Origin of the sequence: Edaphobacter acidisoli (genome assembly GCF_014642855.1) — a bacterium.
Taxonomy (GTDB): Bacteria; Acidobacteriota; Terriglobia; order Terriglobales; family Acidobacteriaceae; genus Edaphobacter; species Edaphobacter acidisoli.
Genome location: NZ_BMJB01000002.1, coordinates 257,602 through 280,624, shown reverse-complemented (window position 1 = coordinate 280,624; position 23,023 = coordinate 257,602). Strand labels below are relative to the sequence as shown.

The following is a 23,023-nucleotide window of genomic DNA, read 5'->3' as shown; positions in this document are numbered from 1 at the left end:
CTTAGAAAGGGAGCGGGCGCTGCCTGGCTCGTGTCTGCTCGGGTTTGTATTCGCGCGATTGATGGAGCGCCCACCAGATGCCTCCGACGATCTGCGCGGCACCGATGCAACGGGTGAGTGTAGGGTGCTCCGCGAGGCTGCCCATCAGGGCTTTCCAAGGGGCGGGGCCGTGCTTCCACGCCAAGAAGGCATCATCTTCGGGCCTGAGGACCGCCATTACGCCATCGCCGATGAGCGCCATGGCGGCAAAGTGCTTCCAGCGTCTTGATTCGTCGGACATGTGTGTGCCACCTTTCGGTTAGAGACTCGCGCTGCCGCTGCTGTTGCTTCGCGGTGTTGCCGATCAGCGTAGAATCAAAGTATCGCCATGGTATTCGTTCTCGACAACTACGATTCCTTTACGTACAACCTTGTGCAATACATGGGTGAGCTGGGCGCTGAGATGGTGATTCGGCGCAATGATGAGCTTACGCCTGCCGAGGTTGAGGCGCTGGACCCAGACCGGATTCTGATTTCGCCCGGGCCTTGCACGCCGCAGGATGCGGGCATCAGCATTGAGTTGATTCGGCACTTCGCCCGGCTGAACCGCGAGGGAAAGCGCGTGCCGCTGATGGGTGTCTGTCTGGGACATCAGGCGATTGGGGCGGCGTTTGGTGGCAATGTGGTGCGTGCGCCGAAGCTGATGCATGGCAAGACGAGCGAGATTGAGCATGACGGCAAGACGATCTTCAGCGGGATTCCGAGGACGATGACTTGCACGCGGTATCACTCGCTGATTGTTGCCGATGATGGGCTGCCGGAGGAGTTGGAGGTTTCGGCGCGTACTGTGGGCGGCGAGACGATTATGGCACTGCGGCATCGCGAGCTGCCAATTGAGGGCGTGCAGTTTCATCCGGAGAGCGTGCTGACGGCGCACGGCAAAGAGATTGTTCACAATTTTTTGAAGATGTAAGCGGGCGAGACGATGGTGCTTCGGCTGACGGGAGTATTGCTGGTGGCGACGGCGGTCGCCGGGGCACAGCAGCCTATCGGCACGGTGAGCACTGCGGATGCGACGGTCGCTGGATCGCTTGCTGTCAATAATGGCCAAGCCGTGCTGGATGGCAGCGCGTCCGTTACAGCGAAGGACCAGACGGCGACGGTCAAACTGAATCGTGGTGGCGAGGTTCGGGTGTGCGCGACGAGCAGCTTGCACCTTACCGAAGGCAAAAGCGCAAATGAACCTGCGCCACTACTGCTGACGCTGGACCGCGGTGCCGCTGAGATTCAGATGCCAGTGACGGAGAATGACGCCATTATGACACCCGACCTGCGGTTTGCCATGAAGGCGCGTGGGCCGTTGGATCTGCGGTTGCGCGTGACGAGCAATGGCGATACCTGCGTGGAAAACCGAGGTGCTAATTCGCCTGCGGTGCGCGTGACCGATCCGTTTGGCGGAGCAATGTACATTCTGCTGAGCGGTCAGCATGTGCTGTTTGAGCACGCTAGCCTGAAGGAAGTCGTGGACAACGAGAGCTCGCCGTGTGGATGCCCGACTGCTCCACCCGTTTCGGTTGCGGACGCTTCAGGAAAGACGGACGGGAGTGCGACAGCGCAGCATCCGTTCCCCGAAGCGATCAGCGATGGGCTTGCAAAACCGACGGTACCGCAGGAGACGCCCGGCGTTACACACGTGCAGGTCTCGACGACCATGAGCTACGACGGGACGAAGCCACAGGCAGCGGATTCCGGAGCTGCGGGTTCTGATACGAATGGTGCGGCACAGCCTCAGGCGAAGAAAGGCAAGGGTTTTGGGCACTCGGTCGGCCACTTCTTCAAGCGGATATTCGGGAAGCTCTGAGCTACAATAGAAGAGGTTGCGGGTGACTCGGGCTGCTATTGGCGGTCATCTTCCCCGTCCACATTCTCACAATTTTTCCGCTGAGTTCCGCATACGGACCGGCACAGATCAGGGGTTTTCTTATGTCGATTCCCGCCACACAGATGCGCCCGGGCATGGTTATCAAGTTCAAGGACGATCTTCACCTTGTCTTTTCAGTGGAGCACCGCACACCGGGCAACCTTCGCGCCTTCATTCAGGCCAAGTTGCGCAACATCCGCACCGGCGCGATGTACGTGGAGCGCTTCCGTTCGCCTGATCCCATCGACCGCGTCATCGTGGACGAAGTGAAGATGGAGTATCTGTACAACGATGGCGACGACTACTACTTCATGGACATGCAGACCTTCGAGCAGACGCACCTGAAGCGCGATGTGCTGGGTGATGCGGTCGATTACCTGTTGCCGAACCTGGAGATCGCCGTCAGCTTCCATGATGGCAAGGCTGTGGGCATCGAACTGCCGAATGTGGTCGAGATGACGGTGGTGGAGACGGAGCCGGGCATCAAGTCGGCGACGGCTTCTTCGGTGACGAAGCCGGCGAAGCTGGAGACGGGCTTGGTGGTGCAGGTTCCGCCGTTTATCAATGAAGGCGAGAAGATCCGCATCGATACGGCTGAAGGCGCTTATATGAGCCGCGCGTAAATCTTCTGCAGTGAAGTTCTGGAGGCGGAGCCTGATGGCTTCGCCTCTTTGCTTTGCGAGGCAGCCTTGCGTGGCTTTGGCTGCTCTGCGAAACTGAAGGCTCATGGTTTGCCATTACCTTGTCAAAGGCCGCGTGCAGGGCGTCGGCTTCCGGTGGTTTGTGCATCGGGAGGCGTCAGCTATTGGCCTGCACGGCTGGGTACGCAATACCGACGACGGTGAAGTTGAAGTGGTCGCGGCGGGCGAGGCCGAGGATTTAGCTGAGTTGAAAGAGGCGCTGCGCAAGGGATCGCGCGGCAGCCGTGTTGATGCTGTAGTTGAACACGAACTGGTCGAGAGCGAAGGTGAAGGCCTCGGACCGTTTCAGATTGAAGGAGCCTGGTAATTCGATGAGTCTTCCGATTAACTGCGAACCGTTGAAATCGCTGATCCGCACCGTGCCGGATTTTCCTAAGCCGGGGATTTTGTTTTATGACATTACGACGCTGCTCAAGGACAAGACGGGCTTTGCGCAACTGATCGACGCGATGGCGGCGCACTACATCGGTCGCGAGGTTGATCTGGTGCTTGGCATCGAGGCGCGTGGATTTATCTTTGGGCCTGCGCTGGCGTATCGGTTGAACGCCGGGTTTGTGCCGGTGCGTAAGCCGAAGAAGCTGCCCGCGAAGACTGCGCGTGTGAACTATGACCTCGAATACGGCACGGATGCGCTTGAGGTGCATCTGGACGCGATTCAGCCGGGACAGCGCGTCATTATTGTGGATGACCTGCTCGCCACAGGCGGGACGATGCAGGCGACCGTGCAACTGGTGCGTCAGCTTGGCGGCGAGATTGTTGGGCTCGGGTTTGCGATTGAGCTCGACTTCCTGAAAGGGCGCGAGAAGTTTCAGGAGTACGATGTGCTGAGTCTGTTGCACTATGACGAATAAAACAAGCTGCGAGGGCTGGAGATGAGCGCGTGTGCGCGATGGCTTCTGGTTGCTGCCTTGATGGTTACTGCGCCGGTTGTGGAGGCTGAGAATGCAGCGGCACTGGTCGCGCGCGTGCAGGCCGCAGGCATTCAGAACTCTATCGATGGGCCGGGCATCAGGCCCTGGCACCTGACGGTGAGCTTTCAGTTGTTCGACGATCAGCAGAAACCCCGCGAGCAGGGCACGATGGAAGAGTGGTGGGCCGGGCCTGATCTTTACAAGATATCGTTTGCGAGTCCTTCCTACACTGCAACCGAGATCAAAAACAAGGATGGCCTGTTCCGGACCAGGGGAAGTCAGGGGTGGCCCTACATGCTGCGTGTGCTGCATCAGATGGAGGTACATCCTATGCCATCTGACAAGGCCATCGAGCAGTCCACGGCGAAGCTGGAACAGAGGAGCATCGGGAAGGTAAAGCTGGACTGCATCCACTTGAAACCCGGCGACAAAAAGCTGGCCGAGATGATGCCTGCTGACGATATGTTGCCGCCTGTGGAGGACCCCACCTATTGTTTCGACCACGATGGCAACGCGCTTCGACTGTATTCGCTGATTGGCTATCTGGAGGTGGCGCAGAACCGGATGGGGATATTTGAGCAGCGGACCGTAGCACTCGACGTGTTTGTCACGGACATCGGGCCAAATGTCATGACCGCGCACGTGATGGCACTGACGGGCTACCAGCCCAACGCTGCCGATTTTGACACGTCTTCTCCGGCGTGGGAAAAGGCGCACAAACCGGTATCTGACATTTATATCGGGCCCGTCGTCATTGCAGGACGTAAGACAGGTGGAGCGATTCCGCACTATCCCGAGACTGCGCGAGAACAGCACATTCAGGGAACGGTGGTGATGACGGCAATTGTCGGAACGGATGGCCACATTCACAGGCTGGAGGTGGTCGCAAGTCCGGATAAAGCTCTCTCAAAGGCTGCACAGGACGCAGTACAAACCTGGACATACCAACCCTATCTGCTCTACGGCGCCCCGACTGAGGTCGAGACAACAATTACAGTTAATTTCAGGTTCGGTTAATAACTCGAGGGCGTGATCCTGATTTCACGCCAGATTACGGAGAAATATGCTTAAGTCCCACGGCTATGCTGCGCTTGCAAAGAAGTCTTCACTGGTTCCCTACAGCTTTGAACGGCGCGATCCAGGCCCGAACGATGTTGTTGTAGAAATTGCGTACTCCGGCATCTGTCACTCAGATATTCATCAGGTCAATGGCGATTGGGGTAACGAGATCTTTCCCATGGTGCCCGGGCATGAGATCGTGGGGCGCGTCGCCAAAGCTGGGGCAGCGGTGAAGAAGTTCAAGGAAGGCGACTTGGCAGGGGTGGGCGTGATGGTGGATACGTGCCGCGTGTGCGAGGCTTGCAAGGCTTCGCTGGAACCCTATTGCACGAAAGGCATGGTGGGGACGTACAACGCACGCGGCTATGACGGAGAGCTGATGTATGGCGGCTACTCGAACAATATCGTCGTGGATGAGCGGTATGTGCATACGATCTCGCCGAAGCTGGACCTGGCGGCGGTAGCTCCGCTGCTGTGCGCGGGGATCACGACTTACTCGCCGCTGCGGCATTGGGGAGCTGGGCCGGGCAAGAAGGTTGGCATTGTAGGACTGGGCGGGCTAGGGCATATGGCGCTCAAATTTGCTCACTCGTTCGGCGCGCATGTGGTGCAGTTCACGACATCGGAGAGTAAGGCGGCAGATGCGAAGAGGCTAGGCGCCGATGAGGTGGTTGTCAGCAAAGATCCGGACGCGATGGCGAAGCAAACGGGAACGTTCGACTTTGTGCTGGACTGTGTGGCCGCTCCGCATGACATGAATGCGTATCTCGATCTGCTGCGGTTGAATGGGACGCTTTGCTCGGTGGGGCTGCCAGAGACGCCACTAACGGTTGCTCCATTCGCAATTTTGAAGAATCGACGGTCGCTTGCGGGGTCGATGATTGGCGGGATGACAGAGACGCAGGAGATGCTGGATTACTGCGCTGACCACGGCATCGTGTCGGACATTGAGCTGACGCCGATTACGAAGCTAGCTGAGGCATATGAGCGGGTGCTTAAAGGCGATGTGAAGTATCGGTTTGTGATTGATATGGCGACGCTCGGGAAGTAGCCGCGAATTGCCTGGGTCCCTAAAGAAAGGGACCTGGGACGACCATCTCTATGCAAAAAGGGTGTACATCACTGCGTCGAGCGCCATGCTTTGTGCGGGTCCAGTGAGGCGCCCTGTCGCACCGTTGCGGTGGAAGACCGTTACGGTGGCCGAGTCCTGATTGCCGCAGAGAATCCACTCGCCTGTTGGATCGAAGGTGAAGTGGCGCGGCGTTTTGCCTCCGCTGGGGATACGCTGCACAAGCTTCAGGCGGCCATTGTCTTGATCGATGGAGTAGACGACCAGCGTATCTTCACCGCGATTGCTGGCGTAGAGGAAGTTACCGTCAGGTGAGACGGCGACTTCAGCGGCTGTGTTTTTCTCTTCGGGGAAGCTGGCAGCAATCGTTTTGACAAAGTGGCCAGTATTGACGAGCAGCGCCTGAGGTGGGTTGAGTGTACTGGCCTCGGTCCAGAGATAGTGGTCGATCGTAGAGTCGATCTCGTTGATGCCGTAAATCCAGCGACCGTTCGGATGGAAGAAGACGTGGCGGTTTCCGGAGCCGGGACGACTGTTGGTGAACAGGTACGGCGTGCCGGTGGTGAGCTGCGCCGTCTCCGGGTCGATGGCAAAGACGGAGATGTGGTCGGTGCCGAGATCGCAGACAAGCAGGAAGCGGTTGTCGGGTGAGATGGTGGTGCAGTGCGGGTGGGAGCGGTCCTGGCGCGCGGTGTTGGGTCCGAGCGGGGCGAATCTTTTGTGATCGTTAAAGTTGATGCGCTCGACTGGCTGGCTGAGCATGGCGTCGGGCAACATGCGGAACGATGCGACGGTGGAGCCGAAATAGTTGGCGACGAAGGCCGCGTGGCCGGTGGCGTCGATGGAGATGTACGCTGGACCGGCGCCGCCGGATGAAACTTGGCCTATCTCGCGAAGCATGCCTGTGCGCTGGTCGATGGCGAAGCCCGAGATTGTCGCAGAGGGGTCATTGATGGCATTGACCGCATAGAGGTGCTTGCGCGTGGGTGTGATGGCCATGTAGGACGGTCTCGCTGTAGTGGCGGCAAGAAGCGGAGAAGAAAGTTGTCCGGTGGCTGAATCGAAGTGGGAGAGGTAGATTCCCTTGCTGACACCTTTTGTCGTATCGGTGCCAAAGTAAACGCGCGTTGGTACGAGCGGCGCAGGCTTCTTGCGATGAAAGAGGGAGGCGAGGTCCTGCGCTGAAGCTGAAGCAGAGGCCGTCGCAGCCGGGAGGAGCAAAAGAAATCTGCGTCGCGTCAGCATCGGCGGCTTCAGGCCGGTTCACCAGGAAGGTGAATGGCCATCTCGTCTTCGGCACGAATGTTTTCGTTGATGACGGGTAGGCTGGGTAGCTTGTCAGTACGGCCCGCCTCCTTGACCACGGCGTTGGCGTGCTCGAGCACCTCGTCGACAGTCATGGTATACATCTCGCGGCCGTTGTCGTAGCCGGACTCGATGGCGTGCTTGAGGTAACGCCCGGCGGCTTGCGCGGCGAGATAGTCGGTGATGACGTAGCCGGTGCGGCGTTTCTGCTCGACCCAAGCCTGGTTGGGCATGGCAATCCAGACTGGCTTGCCGTTGACGGAGAAACGGATGTCGGTTGCATCGGCGTGGCGGGTGGCGATGGCAACTATCGTGCCCTTCCACATACAGTGGAGTTGGTCGCCGGTCCAGCGGTCGGTAGCTTTGAAGTCTTCGTACATGGCTATTTCAAGGTTAATGCAGCGTGGAAGGAACGGCAAGGCTCGCGGGGAGGTCGCGGCCTGTTCTACGGGGTGCTTTTGTAACCAGGTTTAGATATAGTCAACGTCTACGCTCCGTTCGACGAGCGCATGGTTCGAGATCTTGACCCTGACGCTAACCAACCTCTTCGGGCTGCTGGGTGGGCTGCTTGTGCTTGCATACGTGGCCAACCGCTTCTCGCGCCGGACGCGTGTCCCGGACGTGATCGTTCTGTTAGGCAGCGGAATCGTGCTCGGGCCGGTGCTGCACTGGATCGACGCGGCGAGTTTTCCGGGAATCATCCGCGGCGTCGGCACACTGGCGCTGATTCTGATTCTCTTCGCCGCTGGACTTGAGCTGGACCTGCGGCGGTCGTTGCGGCAGTTCGTCTCCGGAATGGTGCTTGGCATCATCAGCTATGTGCTGACGATGGGTGGCGTCACGTACTTCTGTCTGAGGATGCTGCATATGGGCAGGCTGCCAGCGATGATGGTCGCTGCGCCACTGGCTTGCATGAGCGGATCGATTGTGCTGCCGATACTGGATCAGCTTGATCTGCGCTTCGACTTGAAGACGACACTCGTGATCGAGGCTTCATTTGGTGATGGCCTGGGCGCGCTGGTGGTGGGTGTGTTGCTGGGCATGGCAGGAGGAACGAACCTGCAAAGCGCGGGCGCGATTGTGCGCGGCATGTTTGCGATGTTCTTCTTCCGGTTTTTATTAGCGGTCATCATCGCTGTCGTTGCTGGATTTCTTTGGGTACGGTTGTTGCCGCACATCTCAGACAAGCAGTTCTGGCAGGCGCTGACGTTTGCTGCCGTGCTGATGGTGTACTCGGTGACCCACGCGTTGGGCGGCAGCGACCTCGTAGCCGTGATGGTGTTTGGCGCGACTCTCACCAGCCTCCTCGATCCACAGAAGGAACTGGAGCTTGGATTTGAGCTGGTGCAGGATGGACGCAGCACGCAGATACACACGTTTCACTCGGAGCTTGCGTTTCTGGTCCGCAGCTTCTTCTTTGTGCTGCTGGGGACGATGATTCGATTGCATGGGCTGCGCGAGCAACTTCTATCGAGTGTTGGGATCCTATGCGTCTTCATGATTGCGCGTGCAGTTGCTGTAACGGCTAGTCGCGTTGCGTGGCGCGGGACCTCTTCGCGCGAACGCGAGCTGGCAATGCTGCTGATTCCGCGCGGTTTGATTACGGCAGTACTCGCACTGGAGGTAGTGCAGGGAATGCCGAATCAATTGGCGTTTCTGCCATCGCTAACCTTCGCGCTGATTCTGTTCACCAACGTGTTGGTGCTGGTGGCTTCGATCCGCGCCAAACCGCTAGCTGTTCCTGAAGGAGGGCAGGCTGCGGTTGGCGCGCTTCCGCGCACGTGAGTGCTTCAAGCTCCAAGTTCGGAGCGAATGGCGTTGGCGATGGAGTCGGCATGATGGCGCATGAGCGGCTCCGATTCGGCTTCGATCATGACGCGCGCGAGGGCTTCGGTTCCTGAGTAGCGGATAACGACGCGGCCTGAATCGGCCAGCTCTTTTTCTGCGGCAGCGATAGCTGCGACGACTGTGGGTATAGTGTCGAGTGGCTTCTTTTCCCGCACCTTCACGTTGACGATGACCTGTGGGAAGACCTTGAGATCGCTGACGAGATCCGCCAGCGATTTGCCGCTGCGATGCACCATGTCGAGCACAAGCAACGCCGTGAGCAGGCCGTCGCCGGTGGTGCTACGACCATTGAAGATGATGTGGCCCGACTGTTCACCACCCAGGGCTGCGCCAGTAGCAAGCATCTGCTCGAGCACGTACTTGTCGCCTACATTCGCGCGGAGCATGCGGATACCGCTGCGCTTGAGTGCGGCTTCAAGACCCATGTTAGACATGGTCGTCGCGACGACGGTGGAATTGGCGAGCAGCCCCTGTGCCTGAAGGTCGCGCGCGGCCAGGAGAAGGACTGCATCTCCGTTAACAACGTTACCGTTATGATCGCTGAAGAGTGCGCGGTCGGCGTCACCATCAAAAGTGATTCCAAGACTGGCTTGGCAGCGTTTGACTTCAGCTGCGACGACGTCGGGGTGCAGAGCGCCGCATTTCTCGTTGATGTTGCGGCCTGTGGGGCTGGCATGGGTAATTGCGACTTCTCCGCCTAGCCCGGCAAAGAGTTGTGGAGCAACGTTGGAGGCGGCGCCGTTGGCGCAGTCGACGACGATACGCTTGCCGTCGAGCGAGAGTCCGGGCACGGCTGCGAGCAGGAAACGAATGTAGTCTTCACGGTCGGCCTCATTGACGGGCGGAGGCGTGGCCTGTTGCAGCGCCGCGGTCGGCACTGCGTCGAGCTGGCGAAAGATCTCTTCTTCGATGGCAATCTCGGTGGCGTCGGGGAGCTTGTAGCCATCGGAACCGAAGACCTTGATGCCGTTGTCGAGCCAGGGATTATGCGAGGCCGAAATGACTACCCCTGCGGAGAATCCGTGCTTCGAGGTGAGATACGCGACGGCAGGCGTAGTGATGATGCCTGCGCTTTCGACCGATGCTCCGCCTGCCGTGAGACCTGCGGTGAGCGTGGCCGCTATCCACTTGCCAGATTCGCGAGTATCCATGCCCAGCAGCACACGTGGTGACGCGCCAAGATGATGTGCGAGCGCGATACCGATGGCATAGATAGTTGGTGCATCAAGTGGGGATTCACCAGCAATTCCACGGATGCCGTCGGTACCAAAGAGCTTCTTCATCGTTCAGTCTTCTCCATAACATGTGTAGCCATGACCCGGGCATCGAGCGAGCCTGTGCCCAGGCGGGCGTGGACTTGGCGTCCGGCGTTGGTGTCTCCTGCTGAGCGCAACAGAGTGCCATCTTCAGCGTAAATGAGAGCGTAGCCACGCGAAAGCACTGCTAGTGGCGAGAGAGCTTCAAGCCGTGTGGTAGCACGATCGATGCGCGTGCGGTTTATGGCAAATTCCTGTGTCGCGATACGATTGAGGTGACTACTCGCCTTTTCCAGACGGCGATGAGCAATAGCGATGCGCAACGAAATGTTCTGGCGACGAAGCCGTTCAGTAAGCACGGCAAGGCGTCGCGATGGGGCTTGCATGTGACGGCGCGAGGCAGAGTCGAGACGCATGCGTAGCTCGTCGATTCGTTGCTCACGGCGGTCGACGGCGTCATGCAAACGCATGAGGACAGAATCGGCTGACAGCTTTGCGTAACGCTGTCGCGCATGCATGAGATGGAAGCGGCCAGCGCGAAGAACACGTGCGAGGAGTGAGTCGATGCGCTCTTCGATACGATGATGCGCGACGGTAACGAGCTCTGCGGCAGCTGATGGAGTAGGCGCGCGCAAATCGGCGACAAAGTCGGCGATGGTGAAATCTGTCTCGTGGCCAATGGCGGAAACTACTGGAATTGTCGACGCTGCAATGGTGCGGGCTAGTGTTTCGTCGTTGAAACCGGCGAGATCTTCCGCCGAGCCACCGCCGCGAGCGATGACAATGACGTCGACCAACGACGCGTGTGCATTGAACCAGCGCACCCCTGCGGCGACTGTCGCGCTACATGTTTCACCCTGCATAGCAGCGGGATAGACGAGCAGGTTCAGACGTGCGTGATGGCGGCGTCCTACGGTGACGATGTCGCGGATGACTGCCCCGGAGGGTGATGTGATGACTCCGATGCGGTGCGGGAATGCTGGCAGCGGGCGCTTGCGCTCGGCGTCGAAGAGTCCTTCGGCAAGCAGGCGTGCTTTGAGCTGTTCGAACGCAAGCTGCAGTGCGCCTGCTCCGCGCGGCTCCATCGTCTCGGCGATGAGTTGTAATTGACCGCGGCCTTCGTAGACCGAGATACGGCCGCGTACGAGAACAGCGAGGCCATCTGCGGGGCGGAAGCGTAGAAGCACAGTCTGGCGGCGGAACAACACAACTGAGAGCTGGGATTCTCCATCCTTGAGCGTGAAGTAGAGATGGCCGGATGGCGCAGGTCTGCAGTTGGAGATTTCGCCTTCAACCCATAGGTCGGTAAAGGTGGTTTCGACCAACTGGCGCATGTTGGCAACGAGAGCGCGCACGCTCCAGATATGGCGCTCAGTGAGGGGAGCTACTGGATCTGCCGGAGCAGGCGCAATCGCTTCTGATCGATCATTTCGCGCTGGCTTTGCGACTGGCTCTAGGGATTCGACGATCTCTGCAGAGAAGAGGCTTGCCTGGCTCTGCTCGCTGGACGCCGAGATGCTTTGGGCTGGCTTCGCTTTGCCGCGGCGTGACCGTAGGTTGGCCAGTGTAGGCGGATTGTCTTCACGTTTGGCCACAGTGCCCAGTCTACATTGCGTGCGCTCGCTGCTTAAGGGCGAAAGCGCCCGATAATCCAGAGGATCAAGCTGACAATAACGCTCAGTAGAATGCAGGTGACGATGGGAAACGAGACAGACCAGCCGCGTCCGTGCCATGTGAGATCGCCCGGGAGACGGCCGAGGGGAAGATGCATTCGCGCCAGCACAATGACAACGAACCCTGCGACGACAAGGATGATGCCGAAAATGATCAGAATGCGGCCCAGGTCGGACATGAGCCTATGGTAATGGCTATGCTGTGGCGAGCATTGCCGTAGCCTCTCGCAGAAGGTCTGAAGGCTGGCACGGCTTGGTGAGGATGCCCATCGGACGCGACGACTTCGTGGCTTGTTCGCGCACGTTCTTCAGATTGGAGTAGAACGCGGTAAGCATGATAATGCGGCAATCCGGAAACTCATGCGCGATGTCGTTGGCCAACTCGAGGCCGTTGCGGTCCGGCATCGTCACATCACACAAAAGCAAGTTAGGGGCAATCTCGCGAGCGAGCTCGAGAGCATGGTCGGCAGAGTAAGCAGCCTTTGACTCGAAACCGCTCTTGGAAAATATAAGCGCAAGAGTGTCGGCAACCAGGCGGTCATCGTCAACAACCAGTACTCGCCTCATGGCAAACTCTCCTCGCCGCTTCGCTTCCGGACACGCCGAAAAGCCTCGCTCAACAGCATCAGAATAGGCAGAATCATACACCGTTGTCGAATGAATTTACGGCTATTTTTTGAAGGATTCAGGTGAATTAATTCGCGCAAAAACGAGAGTGGAAAGAAGTACAGAACAAAGGGAATATTTCACACAAAAACCAGACAAAACGACGGTCGACTAAGAGCAATCCGCGCTCTGTTATGGTTTACCCAAGCTATCAATTCTGGCCATACGCCTAAAGGAGAACTTACGCTTTGCACGCCGTTGCTCTCATCGCCGGCTTACTTTGCTGCCTGAGCGTCGCGCTTGACGCCTTTCAGACGATCATTCTGCCGCGGCGCCCTACGGGACGCTTCCAAATCACCCATATCTTCCTGAATACGACATGGGCACCGTGGGCGGCAGTCACGGAACGTATGAAGAACGCGAAAAGACGCGAACAGGTCTATAGCGTTTATGGACCGCTCTCGCTGCTGTTGCTATTGCTGGTATGGGCCCTGCTGCTGGTGCTTGGATTCGGACTGTTCTTCTTTGCAATGGGGTCTCCGTTTGCCGACTCGATTGTCGGCACGGGAGCGCCTGCGTGGACGCGCTTTGGCTCCGACCTGTATGTGAGCGGAACGACGCTGGGCACGCTGGGATTAGGCGATGTGCTGCCGCGTACACCTCTGTCGCGCGCGGTGGTGATCAGCGAAGCGGTTGTAGGCCTGGGCTTTGTTGCGTTGGTTATTGGATATCTTCCAGTGCTGTACCAGGCGTTCTCGCGGCGCGAGGTGAGCATTGTGCTGCTCGATGCGCGTGCAGGCTCGCCACCAACCGCGGCTGAGCTGCTGCGACGGCACGATTTTGCGGGCGGTGAGCAGGCGCTGGAGTTATTGCTGGCGGAGTGGGAACGCTGGTCAGCAGAAATATTGGAATCGCACATCTCGTACCCGATCCTGTGCTACTACCGATCGCAGCACGATAACCAGAGCTGGCTTTCGGCGCTGGTGGCGATACTCGACACGTGCGCGCTGCTGATTTCGGTGCTCGAGGGAACGCCCTCGCGCCAAGCTCAGCTGACGTTTGTGATGGCGCGCCATGCGCTGATCGATCTGGGACAAGTCTTTGGGATTCAGCAGAAGGGACTTTGGCAGCAGGAGACATTGAAGGAACGGATGTCTGCGACCGGCTTCAATCAACTATGCGGCATACTGGGAGGCGTGCATCTGCGTGTGTGTGGCGATCCGGCTTCGGCACGGCGCCTACACACGATTCGCGCGCTGTATGAGCCGCATGCGCTTGCGCTCGCTGCGTATTTGCGAATGCCACTGCCGGTGTGGGTTGCGGAGCCGCGTAAGAAAGATCAGTGGAGTTTGCTGACAAAGCTACGGTCTGAGGCAGATACAGTGCTGAATGAAGGAAATGAAAAGGGCCGCGCTGCATCTGCGATTCTGCATGCAGATGAGCACGGCCACTGATTCTTCAAGACGAACTTATTGTTGCGCCGATGGATTCAACTTCTGGGCGGCGATCGCTCCTACCGCACCTTTGGCGTCCTTGTCCTTCAGTTCGGCATAGATGCGTTTGGCCTGGTCCGGCTTGCCTTCAGCGGTGTAAAGCTCGGCCAACTGAAGCTGCGCGAGGCCTGCGGGCACAGTGCTGGTGGGCTTTGCCGTGAGATCGTTGTAGAGATCGATGGCCTGCTGGTCGCGGTTGGTACGGCGATAGAGATCGGCTAGCGCGAACTTGGCCAGGGCGGCGATGTTGCTGTCCCAGCTATCGGCGACCTGCTTGAGTGTGGTCTCGGCCAGGTCGTTTTCGCCCGCTTCCATGTAGGTGATGCCACCGAAGTACTTCGCGAGTCTGCCCTCGGGGATCATGCCGTACTTGTCGGCTGCCTGCATGAAGATCTGGTTGGCGGCTTTGGCGCGGTCAGCGGCACTGGAGTAGGTCTTGGTACCGGGGGGCACGGGCTGGCCGGGGTCGGCGAGCGGCGTCTGGTACTCGGCCATGGCCTGGCCAAAGAGATCCGTAGCTGCGCTGGAGCGGCTGCTGTAGATGAAGCCGGAGACGATCGCCACGAGGATGACAATGCCAGCGATGATGCTGCCGGCGATGACGCCGCTGCGATGCTCGGTGGCCCATTCGAGGCCGTGCTGCGTGGTGTCGATGAACTGGTCGCGTTTAAGGGCTGCTTTGGTCTGTTGATCCACTTGTGTTGGCTCTTCCTTCTGGCTCGACTCGGCCTGTCCGTCTGGCGGAGGGGTTGTCCAGCGTGTGCTTGACCCGAGGTCTTTAAGTCTATCAGGGGAGGGCCGGAAGTTCACCTGCCGGTTTCCAGGGCGAGGTTCGGGGTCACTTGATGTCGCGCCAGTTCTGGCCTACGCCGACCTCGGCGACGATGGGAACGTCGAACTTGGCGACGTGCTCCATCTCGTGCTTGACCAGTTCTTCCAGCTCATCACGCTCCTCGGGGACCACGTCGAAGAGAAGCTCGTCGTGAACCTGGAGAGTCATGCGTGAGCGGAGTTTGCGCTCGCGGATGATCTGATCGATGCGGAGCATGGCCAGCTTGATGAGGTCGGCTGCCGTGCCCTGCAGGGGCGTGTTGATTGCGGTGCGCTCCGCGAAGCCTCGCATGTTCGGGTTGCGCGATTGGATGTCGGGGATAGGGCGGACGCGGCCGAAGTACGTGCGGACGGACTGGTCGCGGCGGACGGCTTCGAGCGTCTCGTCGATGAAGCGGCGTACGCCGGCGTAGCGCTCGAAGTAGGTCTCGATGTAGGCGCGCGCGGTCTTCTGGTCGATGCCGAGCTGTGCAGCAAGGCCAAACGGGCTGATGCCGTAGACGATGCCGAAGTTCACGGCCTTGGCGCGGTTGCGCGTCTCCTTGTCCATCGTGGCAGCATCGACGCCGAAGACTTCGGCGGCGGTGAGGGTGTGGATGTCCTGGCCGGTGCGATAGGCGTTGAGCAGCAGCGGGTCTTGCGAAAAGTGGGCCATGAGGCGCAGTTCAATCTGCGAATAGTCAGCAGACATAAGCAGGTTGCCGGGCGCGGCGACGAACGCGGCGCGAATCTCGCGGCCAACGGCAGTGCGGATGGGAATGTTTTGCAGGTTGGGGTTCGTGCTGGAGAGGCGGCCTGTTACGGCGCCTACCTGGTTGAAGGTGGTGTGGACGCGGCCTTCAGAGTCGGCGAGCTGCGGCAGCGAGTCGAGGTAGGTGGATTTGAGTTTGGCGAGCTGGCGGTATTCGAGGACGAGCGCGGGAACGATGTGGGCTTCAGCGAGCTCTTCAAGCACATCCTGCGCGGTGGAGACGACTTTGCCCTTGCCGTATTTGACCGGCCTGGGCAGTTGCATCTTGTTGAAAAGCACGTCGCCAAGCTGTTTGGGTGAGTTGATGTTGAAGCGGTTGCCGGATTCGGCGTAGATGCGCTCGGCGAGGTTGTCGATCTCGACCGCGAGCCTCGTAGACATGGTGCTAAGGACACTCGCATCAATGCGGACGCCGGCCTGCTCCATTCGGAGCAGCACAGGGACGAGCGGCAGGTCGATGGTGTCGTAGACGCTGGCGAGCTTTGCGGCGTCAGCTTCTCGACGCAGAATTGGAGCGATGCGATGAATGGCGTTGGCTGCTTCGGGCAGCAGGTTCTTTGAGACTTCACCTTTCACTACTGGCGCGAGTGCGCGGCTGGTGAAGCGTGCAGTGACGTCGGCCAGGGTGTGCGAGCCATGCGTTGGATTGACAAGGTAGCTCAGGAGCATCACGTCGTCGCGGACACCTGCAAGTGCGACGCCGTGAGGTTCGAGCGCGCGATAGATTGCCTTGAGATCGTGTACGTCCTTTGGCAATGCTGGATCAAGCAAAGCTTCGCGAACGCCTGGTATGTCGAGTAAGACCTCGATTGCAGTGCTGTCGTTGGCGGCGAGGCCTAGTTTGCAGTTGAAGGTCGCGGCCAATACCTTCGCCGCAGGTTGCTCCAGCGGCGCTGCGCCGAAGAGCGAAAGATTTTCGGCCGCCGGAGGTTCCCGCTCCGCTTCTTCATCGCCGGACGCGACCTCTTCGGCTACCGCTTGCGCATCTTCGATGATGGCCAGCGCGAGTCCGCGTGGCTTGTCTGTGGCTTCGTCGATCGTGCGGGCCTCTGCGAGCAGTGCGGCGATCTCTGCAGCGGCGGGCTGGAGGTTGTACGTGGCGACGGTGTGGTCGGTTGCGGGTGCGAGTTCTTTGAGCAGCGTCGTGAATTCGAGCTCGGAAAAGAGATCGCGGCAGGCAGCAGTGTCTGGCTGCCGCGTGCGCATCTCGTCGATGGAGAAGTCGATGGGGACTGCTGTGTGGATTGTGACCAGTTCTTTCGAGAGCAGGATGTTTTCGCGGTTGTTTTCGAGCGACTCGCGGTAGCTTTTGCGTTTGACCTCGGCAGCGCGGTCGAGCGCGTCTTCCACGGTACCGAACTGCTGGATCAGTTCGACGGAGCCTTTGTCGCCGATGCCGGGCGCGCCGGGGATGTTGTCGATGGCGTCGCCGCGTAGCGCCATCACATCGATGACTCGCTCTGGTGGAACTCCAAGCGTCTGCTCGACGCCGGCAGAATCGAGTACGAGGTTGTCCTTCGCGGGGTTCAGGATGGAAACGCGCTCGTTGACAAGCTGCATCATGTCTTTGTCGGAGGAGACGACGAAGACTTTGTAGCCTTCGGCAGAGAGCTTTGAGCTGAGTGTGCCGATGACGTCGTCGGCCTCGAAACCTTCGTAGCTGAGAATGGGGATGCGGAAGGCTTCGAGCGCGCGGCGAATGTAAGGCAACTGCTGCGCGAGGTCGGCGGGCATCTCGGTGCGGTTGGCCTTGTAGCCTGCATAATCAACTTCTTCAAACTGCTGCGTCTTGACGTTGAACTTTTTGACCGCCTTCATCTCTTTGGCGCGCTCGTCGCGGAAGACGGGGCCGGAGAGATCGTAGACGGCGGCGAGAAACTGCGGAGCGAAGTCTTTGCGCAGCTTGTTAATCATGTTGACGAAGACATACGTCGCCGCGGTGGGAATTCCGGTGCGGGTGGACATGGGCCGCTGACGCTGCATGGCGTGATAGGCGCGAAAGATGAACGCCATCGAGTCGAGCAGGTAGATGGGCGGCTTATCTGTTGCAGCCAGAGTTGTGGCAGCGTTGTCGGCGGACGTCTTTGTGGGTGACATGGCTCTTGAGCAGTTTAGATGCTCCGGGCCAACATCCGCATCAGGTTTAGCCGAGGCGCTGCTTCATGAGGTCGCGCGCGATGGCATCGAGCACGCCATTAAGGAAATGGATGGACTCGGGCGCGGCGTAGCGGCGGGCTACTTCTAGGCTCTCATTGATGACGATGGCCGCTGGTGTATTGGGGAAGCCGAGCATCTCGGCGACTGCTCCGCGCATGAGATTGCGATCTACTGCGGGCATGCGCTCGATACGCCAGTTCTGCGCATGTGCTTCGATGATCTGATCGATCTCTTCCTTGCGCGTTGTGGCTACGCGATAGAGGTCTTCGGCGAAGCCGCGCGTCTCGGCGTCGACGTCAGTGGTCGAGGACCAGAAGACCTTGCGCACTTCGTCTGGGGTTTGCTTACCGAGATCGCCTTGATAGAGCATTTGCAGGGTAAGTTCGCGTGATTTGCGGCGAGTTCCCATCTACTTTGCTCCTCGCTCGTCTGCTTTGATCTTGCGCTGAATGGAGACCATTTCGATGGCTGCGATGGCTGCCTCAAAGCCCTTGTTACCTGCCTTCAGGCCGGCGCGGTCTAGCGCCTGTTCGAGGGTCTCGCAGGTTAGCACCCCGAATGCATGGGGAATGCCTGTCTCCTGTTGCGACTGGCCGATTCCGCGCGCAACTTCGTTGTAGATGGCCTCGTAGTGTGCGGTTTCTCCGCGCAACAGGCAACCCAGCGTGACGATGGCATCGAAACGCTTCGATTCGGCGAGTGTGCGGGCGGCAGAGGGAATTTCCCATGCTCCTGGCACGCGAACGATTTCGACGTCTGGCTTCTTTGCTCCGCTGCGATAAAGGCCGTCAAGCGCACCCTGCAACAAGCGATCGGTAATGACGGTGTTCCAGCGCGTGGTGATGACGGCGAACTTCATGCCTTCTGCGGAGAGGCCGCCTTCGATAGCAACAGGCTTGTTGTGCAACGGGTTCTCCGACTGCCAGAAGCCGAGGAGCAGGTCGTCGGTGTCGCCTGTGGCGAGCCGGACGGTGAAGAGGCGTGAGTTCCAGTGCGTCAACTCGGGTTTGGTGAGCAGCGCAGCGACCTCTTCGGTGCGATAGCTGCTGAGCATCCAGCGCTCGACTGCGGTGTGGATTGCGTCGAGATTCGTGACTTCAATCAGCAGAGGCGGAACGGCGGGAAGACGACCTGTGACCATCTCAAGGTTCGCCAGCGGAGCCAGCAGCGAAGTACCACGGCCTGGACCGTTGGCGTCGTTCCAGCCCTTGCCCGGCTCAAAGCCGAGCGACAAAAAAAGGCTATTAAGACGGTCGAATGTCTCTGGCGAGCTGATGGCCTTCACCAGCGTGATTGCCTTGATCATAGAGTTCGATTGTACCGTCTCAGGTATCTTTGCCTGTATTGTGTGGAGTTGGAGAAGACGCCGATGAGCTACGAGACGCTGCTGTGCGAAGTCGAGAACCAGATCGCAACTATCACGCTGAACCGTCCGAAGGTACTGCACGCTTTGAACAGTCAGGTCTTCGATGAGCTGGAGCGAGTATTTCTGAGGCTCAAGGAAGATGCGTCTGTTCGCGTGATTCTGCTGACGGGCTCGGGCGAGAAGGCTTTTGCTGCCGGGGCGGACATCAACGAGCTTGCCGCTACCAATGCCATTACGGGAACCGAAAAGGCACGGCGCGGACAGGGCGTCTTTCGTTTGATCGAGACGTGCGGTAAGCCAGTGATCGCGCTGGTCAACGGCTTCGCACTCGGCGGAGGGTGCGAGCTTGCGCTGGCCTGTACGATGCGCCTGGCCAGCGAGACTGCCCGACTGGGCCAGCCCGAGGTGAAGCTTGGGCTGATTCCCGGCTACGGCGGGTCGCAGCGTCTGCCTCGGCTGGTAGGTCGGTCTGCAGCACTGAAGATGCTGTTGACCGGCGAGATGATTTCGGCAACCGAGGCATTGCGGATTGGGCTGGTCGATGAGGTCATTCCCGCCGACCGGCTGGCGGCGCGTGGGCAGGAGCTGGCCCGGGCCATCGCCGGCATGGCTCCACTGGCAATTGCGGGATGCGTGGAAGCCGTCGAACGCGGCTGCAATCTGGGGCTTGAAGCCGCTATCGAGACGGAGGCTGAGATCTTCGGGCGTTTGTGCGGTACTGCGGATAAAGCTGAAGGCACAACGGCATTTCTTGAAAAACGTTCCGCCGTCTGGACGGGGCGTTGAGGTTCTGCATTCGTCGTCTTTGGGGGCTTTTTTCGCCCATTGCGGCTTGGTATGCTGGAGACTGTGCGTAAACACCTTGTCTTCTTCCCTGCTCTTGTTGCGTCGTTCGTTCTTGCCGGCTGCCAGCATGCTGCTCCTCCAAGCGCAGTCGAGCAGCGCGCAATTGCTGCAGAGCAACAGCAGATCGCCGATGCTTCACGGCAGCAGTTGGATGAGATTCCACCGCCGTCGAAGTCTCTCTATATGGCAGTGAAGAGCCTTTCGGCTTGGGAGAATCCTTACGTCACCGTGCAGGGCGAGATGGTGACGCTACATGTGATGCTGGCTGATGCCAATACCAGCACGATGGGGCTGGGTGGCATGTTGCGGCCGGCAGGTGCGCGCCGCCAAGACCTGAATGTACGCGTCAGCGACCTTGCGACTGCGCTGAATGCAATTCCGCAAAGCGCCTGGCCTTATGGGCGAGTCATCGCAGTAGAAGAGGCACACCAAGTACCAGCTGCGGACCAACCACAGGTGCGGCGCAACATCGAGACCGTGGAGAAAACGCTAAACGATCTGGGCATCGTCGCTTACGACTGGACTGACACAGGCCGCAACTAAACCCTATGAGCAAAAAGCCCTCCAAATCGTTAGCTAAAGGACTGCTGGCAGGATTGATCGGTGGACTTGCTGCAGTTGCGGTGAAGTCCATGGCTGAGAAGTTCTACCCATCGATTACAGGCAGCGCAGCGGAACCCCAGACTGCTCCTGCCGTAACACGAACCCACAACGTACTCGTTCTGCCAGTGCAGACCCATAACTCGAAGGCGCTCTGGGCCGAAGGCGCGCTTGCTGGCGCTGCTTATGGCGCAGTCGCGGAGTTCTACCCGCAGGCTACTGCTAAAGAGGGCGCTGGGTTTGGCATGGCGTTGGCCTCGCTCAAGCAGGACGGATCATTGGCAGCGCTTGGGCTAGCAGCAACTCCAATGACCGAGACTCCACGCGAACGCGCCCGCCAGATCACTCTGCATGTTGTCTTTGGCGTGGCGACGGAAACAGTGCGGCGCATGGTGCGGCGCATTCTGGACTAACCCTCCGACGAATACTTAGTCAGATTTCAGCAACGAACGCTGTCCCTGAAGCATCCAACGAATCGTTCGCTTTACAGTCCGGCACTCTGGAAAGACCATGCCTGCATACTCGGATCAAGCCTCTACCGCATACCTGCTTGCGCAGTACAAGAATGTCCGCCAAGCGACGCTTGATCTGTGTCGTCCGCTATCGCCTGAGGACCTGATGGTGCAGTCGTGTCCTGAAGCAAGCCCCTCCAAATGGCATCTGGCACATACAAGCTGGTTCTTCGAGACTTTTGTCCTGGCAGAATTCGACAGACACTACCAACCATTCCATCCTGACTTTCGCTGGCTCTTCAACAGCTACTACAACTCGCTTGGCGAGATGCCGGAGAAGAAACTGCGCGCGTCGTTTTCGCGTCCTCCGCTGGACGCTATTCTTGCGTACCGGGAGCACGTCGATGTGGCGATTGCGGGTTTGCTCGCTCAGCCGGTAGCCGATGAAGCCGCACGCCGTATTGTGCTTGGCCTCTCGCATGAACAGCAGCACCAGGAGCTAATTGCAACCGACATCAAGCATGCCCTGTTTACCAACCCGCTGCATCCGGCATATCTTGCGCAGACTGACGGGCAGAACTCGGCTGATGTGATTGCACCTCCGCTCGAATGGATGGATTTTGCTGGCGGACTTGTTGAGATAGGCATTACACCTAATCCGGCTGATGTCCGCACGGAAGCATTTGCGTTTGATAACGAGACTCCACGCCATCGCATCTATTTGCAGCCCTTCCGTCTGGCCACGCGGCTCGTCACGTGTGCGGAATACCTGGCCTTTATCGAGCAGAACGGCTACGGCAGGCCTGAACTCTGGCTTTCGGAAGGATGGGCAGTGATGCGCGCTGAGAGCTGGCAAGCGCCGCTTTACTGGCATCGAGATGATGCAACTGAATCTGGCTGGCGCATATACACGCTGCATGGCTTCATACCGCTTGAAGAGTTGAGCGAGACGCCTGTGTGTCACATCAGTCTCTTTGAGGCCGATGCTTTCGCGCGTTGGGCGGGACAGCGCCTGCCAACCGAGTTCGAGTGGGAGCACGCCGCCGCTGCATCGTCTTTGAACAACAAGAGCAATAATTTTCTTGAGAACGGAAAGCTACATCCCATGCCTGCGACTCCTGCAGAGGGCCTGCAGCAGATCTTTGGCGATGCGTGGGAGTGGACGGCAAGTCCATACACTGGCTATCCCGGATACAAACCACTCCCCGGTGCCCTGGGTGAGTACAACGGGAAGTTCATGTCGTCGCAGATGGTGCTGCGCGGCGGCTCGTGTGTGACTCCGGCGACACACATACGCGCAACATATCGCAACTTCTTCACGCCGGCCACGCGCTGGCAGTTCAGTGGTTTGCGGCTGGCGCAGGATTCAAAGCCAACTGTTTAGCAAGGTGGGACATCTTTAAGCGTGGGCTATACTGCCCAAGGAAGACTCGGGCATACGCTCTCTGAGCTACCTCTGATTAGCCTTGGTTTGGAAGAAGCGGCAAAGACCGCTCAATGAGTCGCATTTCATCATCCAATTCCAGCTTTTCGAGAAGGAGCTCCAATGAGAATCAGCCGCACAGTTATGAAATTCGCCAGATGGGCACTTGTTCCCATGCTGGCCACGGCCGTTGGTCTGGCAGTCGCGCATGGCCAGGACGACGATCACGGACACGGGCATGGACACGACGACGGCTATCATGACCAGGGCAATGGCCACGGTCACGGCAACGACAACCATGGCCACGACCACTACGACAACGGGCGCGGACATGCCTACGGCCGCGAGAAGCACGGCGAAGATTTCCACTTTCACGGTGGGGACCGCGACCATTTCGAGCGCTACTACTCTCGCGACGCCGACCACTGGCGCCGCTATCCGCATGGGCGTCCGCACTTCTACGCCGGGTACTACATCCCACCCACATACGCCATACAGGCAGTCCCGCCGGCTTACTATGCAGGGATGGCTCCGCCGCCGCCGGGTTATGCCTATGGCTACTACGGTGGCTACGTCGTAGCCTATAACCCGACGACACGCATCATCTCGGATGTCGTCGACCTTGTGGGAACGGTGGCCGCAACTCATCGCTGATCGCCAGAAATTTCATCGCTAAAGAGGCCGCCGATGGGCGGCCTCTTTAGCGTGTGAGATACGCTACTGACAGCGTTATGTCAGCAGGATGTTCTTCGCTGTAACTTCTTATCCGCAATTGG

General features: G+C 59.0%; 25 protein-coding genes. 14 read left to right on the top strand and 11 right to left on the bottom strand.

Annotation, left to right across the window (positions count from 1 at the left end; genetic code table 11):
* Position 1: 1 nt before the first annotated feature.
* Complete coding sequence (locus IEX36_RS14280) at positions 2–280, bottom strand: hypothetical protein (protein ID WP_188760229.1); 279 nt, start codon at positions 278–280, stop codon at positions 2–4.
* Between the two features lie 87 nt (positions 281–367).
* Between IEX36_RS14280 and IEX36_RS14275 the strand changes: the two genes are divergently transcribed.
* The 7 genes from IEX36_RS14275 (at position 368) to IEX36_RS14245 (ending at position 5,622) form a co-directional block, all read left to right on the top strand.
* Positions 368–952, top strand: coding sequence for an anthranilate synthase component II (locus IEX36_RS14275; RefSeq protein WP_188760228.1), 585 nt, complete (start codon positions 368–370; stop codon positions 950–952).
* 12 nt (positions 953–964) lie between these two features.
* Positions 965–1,840: a nuclease gene (locus tag IEX36_RS14270; protein ID WP_188760227.1), complete on the top strand. Its 876-nt coding sequence runs from the start codon at positions 965–967 to the stop codon at positions 1,838–1,840.
* 122 nt (positions 1,841–1,962) lie between these two features.
* Entirely contained in the window at positions 1,963–2,523 is a 561-nt protein-coding gene (gene efp, locus IEX36_RS14265) for an elongation factor P (RefSeq protein WP_188760226.1), read from the top strand.
* Between the two features lie 103 nt (positions 2,524–2,626).
* The gene (locus IEX36_RS14260; protein WP_188760225.1) at positions 2,627–2,908 is read left to right on the top strand and encodes an acylphosphatase; all 282 of its coding nucleotides are present in this window, start codon (positions 2,627–2,629) and stop codon (positions 2,906–2,908) included.
* Positions 2,909–2,912: 4 nt separating this feature from the next.
* The gene (locus IEX36_RS14255) at positions 2,913–3,452 is read left to right on the top strand and encodes an adenine phosphoribosyltransferase (RefSeq protein WP_188760224.1); all 540 of its coding nucleotides are present in this window, start codon (positions 2,913–2,915) and stop codon (positions 3,450–3,452) included.
* A 21-nt stretch (positions 3,453–3,473) separates the two neighbouring features.
* Positions 3,474–4,529, top strand: a complete 1,056-nt coding sequence (locus tag IEX36_RS14250; protein WP_188760223.1) for an energy transducer TonB — start codon at positions 3,474–3,476, stop codon at positions 4,527–4,529.
* 46 nt (positions 4,530–4,575) lie between these two features.
* Positions 4,576–5,622: an NAD(P)-dependent alcohol dehydrogenase gene (locus IEX36_RS14245; RefSeq protein WP_188760222.1), complete on the top strand. Its 1,047-nt coding sequence runs from the start codon at positions 4,576–4,578 to the stop codon at positions 5,620–5,622.
* A 48-nt stretch (positions 5,623–5,670) separates the two neighbouring features.
* Here IEX36_RS14245 and IEX36_RS14240 read toward each other — a convergent pair whose 3' ends face one another.
* Positions 5,671–6,885, bottom strand: a complete 1,215-nt coding sequence (locus IEX36_RS14240; RefSeq protein WP_188760221.1) for a lactonase family protein — start codon at positions 6,883–6,885, stop codon at positions 5,671–5,673.
* Positions 6,886–6,893: 8 nt separating this feature from the next.
* On the bottom strand, positions 6,894–7,325 hold the full coding sequence (locus IEX36_RS14235) for a hypothetical protein (RefSeq protein WP_188760220.1): 432 nt from the start codon (positions 7,323–7,325) through the stop codon (positions 6,894–6,896).
* A 142-nt stretch (positions 7,326–7,467) separates the two neighbouring features.
* Between IEX36_RS14235 and IEX36_RS14230 the strand changes: the two genes are divergently transcribed.
* The gene (locus IEX36_RS14230) at positions 7,468–8,730 is read left to right on the top strand and encodes a cation:proton antiporter domain-containing protein (protein WP_188760219.1); all 1,263 of its coding nucleotides are present in this window, start codon (positions 7,468–7,470) and stop codon (positions 8,728–8,730) included.
* A gap of 5 nt (positions 8,731–8,735) precedes the next feature.
* On the opposite strand, the gene glmM is transcribed toward IEX36_RS14230, so the two are convergent.
* From glmM to IEX36_RS14210, 4 genes are read right to left on the bottom strand one after another with little or no spacing between them, the layout of a single operon-like run.
* A complete protein-coding gene (gene glmM, locus IEX36_RS14225; RefSeq protein WP_188760218.1) occupies positions 8,736–10,076 on the bottom strand; it encodes a phosphoglucosamine mutase in 1,341 nt (446 codons plus the stop codon).
* Positions 10,073–11,644, bottom strand: a complete 1,572-nt coding sequence (xseA, locus tag IEX36_RS14220; RefSeq protein WP_188760217.1) for an exodeoxyribonuclease VII large subunit — start codon at positions 11,642–11,644, stop codon at positions 10,073–10,075. Before xseA ends, glmM begins: the two co-directional genes overlap by 4 nt.
* 32 nt (positions 11,645–11,676) lie before the next feature.
* Positions 11,677–11,901: a DUF2905 domain-containing protein gene (locus IEX36_RS14215; protein WP_188760216.1), complete on the bottom strand. Its 225-nt coding sequence runs from the start codon at positions 11,899–11,901 to the stop codon at positions 11,677–11,679.
* 16 nt (positions 11,902–11,917) lie between these two features.
* The gene (locus tag IEX36_RS14210) at positions 11,918–12,289 is read right to left on the bottom strand and encodes a response regulator (protein WP_188760215.1); all 372 of its coding nucleotides are present in this window, start codon (positions 12,287–12,289) and stop codon (positions 11,918–11,920) included.
* A gap of 287 nt (positions 12,290–12,576) precedes the next feature.
* Between IEX36_RS14210 and IEX36_RS14205 the strand changes: the two genes are divergently transcribed.
* On the top strand, positions 12,577–13,782 hold the full coding sequence (locus tag IEX36_RS14205; protein ID WP_188760214.1) for an ion channel: 1,206 nt from the start codon (positions 12,577–12,579) through the stop codon (positions 13,780–13,782).
* A gap of 15 nt (positions 13,783–13,797) precedes the next feature.
* On the opposite strand, the gene IEX36_RS14200 is transcribed toward IEX36_RS14205, so the two are convergent.
* The 4 genes from IEX36_RS14200 to ribH form a co-directional block, all read right to left on the bottom strand.
* Positions 13,798–14,517 carry a tetratricopeptide repeat protein gene (locus tag IEX36_RS14200; RefSeq protein ID WP_188760213.1) on the bottom strand — a complete coding sequence of 240 codons (720 nt, stop codon included), beginning with the start codon at positions 14,515–14,517 and terminating at the stop codon, positions 13,798–13,800.
* Positions 14,518–14,659: 142 nt separating this feature from the next.
* Positions 14,660–17,500 carry a DNA polymerase I gene (polA, locus tag IEX36_RS14195; RefSeq protein WP_188760212.1) on the bottom strand — a complete coding sequence of 947 codons (2,841 nt, stop codon included), beginning with the start codon at positions 17,498–17,500 and terminating at the stop codon, positions 14,660–14,662.
* Between the two features lie 46 nt (positions 17,501–17,546).
* The gene (gene nusB / locus IEX36_RS14190; RefSeq protein ID WP_188760211.1) at positions 17,547–17,969 is read right to left on the bottom strand and encodes a transcription antitermination factor NusB; all 423 of its coding nucleotides are present in this window, start codon (positions 17,967–17,969) and stop codon (positions 17,547–17,549) included.
* Positions 17,970–18,866, bottom strand: a complete 897-nt coding sequence (gene ribH / locus IEX36_RS14185) for a 6,7-dimethyl-8-ribityllumazine synthase (protein ID WP_188760210.1) — start codon at positions 18,864–18,866, stop codon at positions 17,970–17,972.
* A gap of 63 nt (positions 18,867–18,929) precedes the next feature.
* Here ribH and IEX36_RS14180 point away from each other — a divergent pair, with 63 nt between their 5' ends.
* The 5 genes from IEX36_RS14180 (at position 18,930) to IEX36_RS14160 (ending at position 22,901) form a co-directional block, all read left to right on the top strand.
* Entirely contained in the window at positions 18,930–19,712 is a 783-nt protein-coding gene (locus IEX36_RS14180) for an enoyl-CoA hydratase/isomerase family protein (RefSeq protein WP_188760209.1), read from the top strand.
* Positions 19,713–19,775: 63 nt separating this feature from the next.
* Entirely contained in the window at positions 19,776–20,315 is a 540-nt protein-coding gene (locus IEX36_RS14175) for a hypothetical protein (protein ID WP_229669028.1), read from the top strand.
* 5 nt (positions 20,316–20,320) lie between these two features.
* Positions 20,321–20,785, top strand: a complete 465-nt coding sequence (locus IEX36_RS14170; RefSeq protein ID WP_188760207.1) for a DUF1440 domain-containing protein — start codon at positions 20,321–20,323, stop codon at positions 20,783–20,785.
* Positions 20,786–20,882: 97 nt separating this feature from the next.
* Positions 20,883–22,208 (top strand): ergothioneine biosynthesis protein EgtB, encoded by a 1,326-nt coding sequence (egtB, locus tag IEX36_RS14165; protein ID WP_188760206.1) that lies wholly within the window; start codon positions 20,883–20,885, stop codon positions 22,206–22,208.
* A 183-nt stretch (positions 22,209–22,391) separates the two neighbouring features.
* Complete coding sequence (locus IEX36_RS14160; protein WP_188760357.1) at positions 22,392–22,901, top strand: hypothetical protein; 510 nt, start codon at positions 22,392–22,394, stop codon at positions 22,899–22,901.
* The last annotated feature ends 122 nt before the right edge of the window (positions 22,902–23,023 follow it).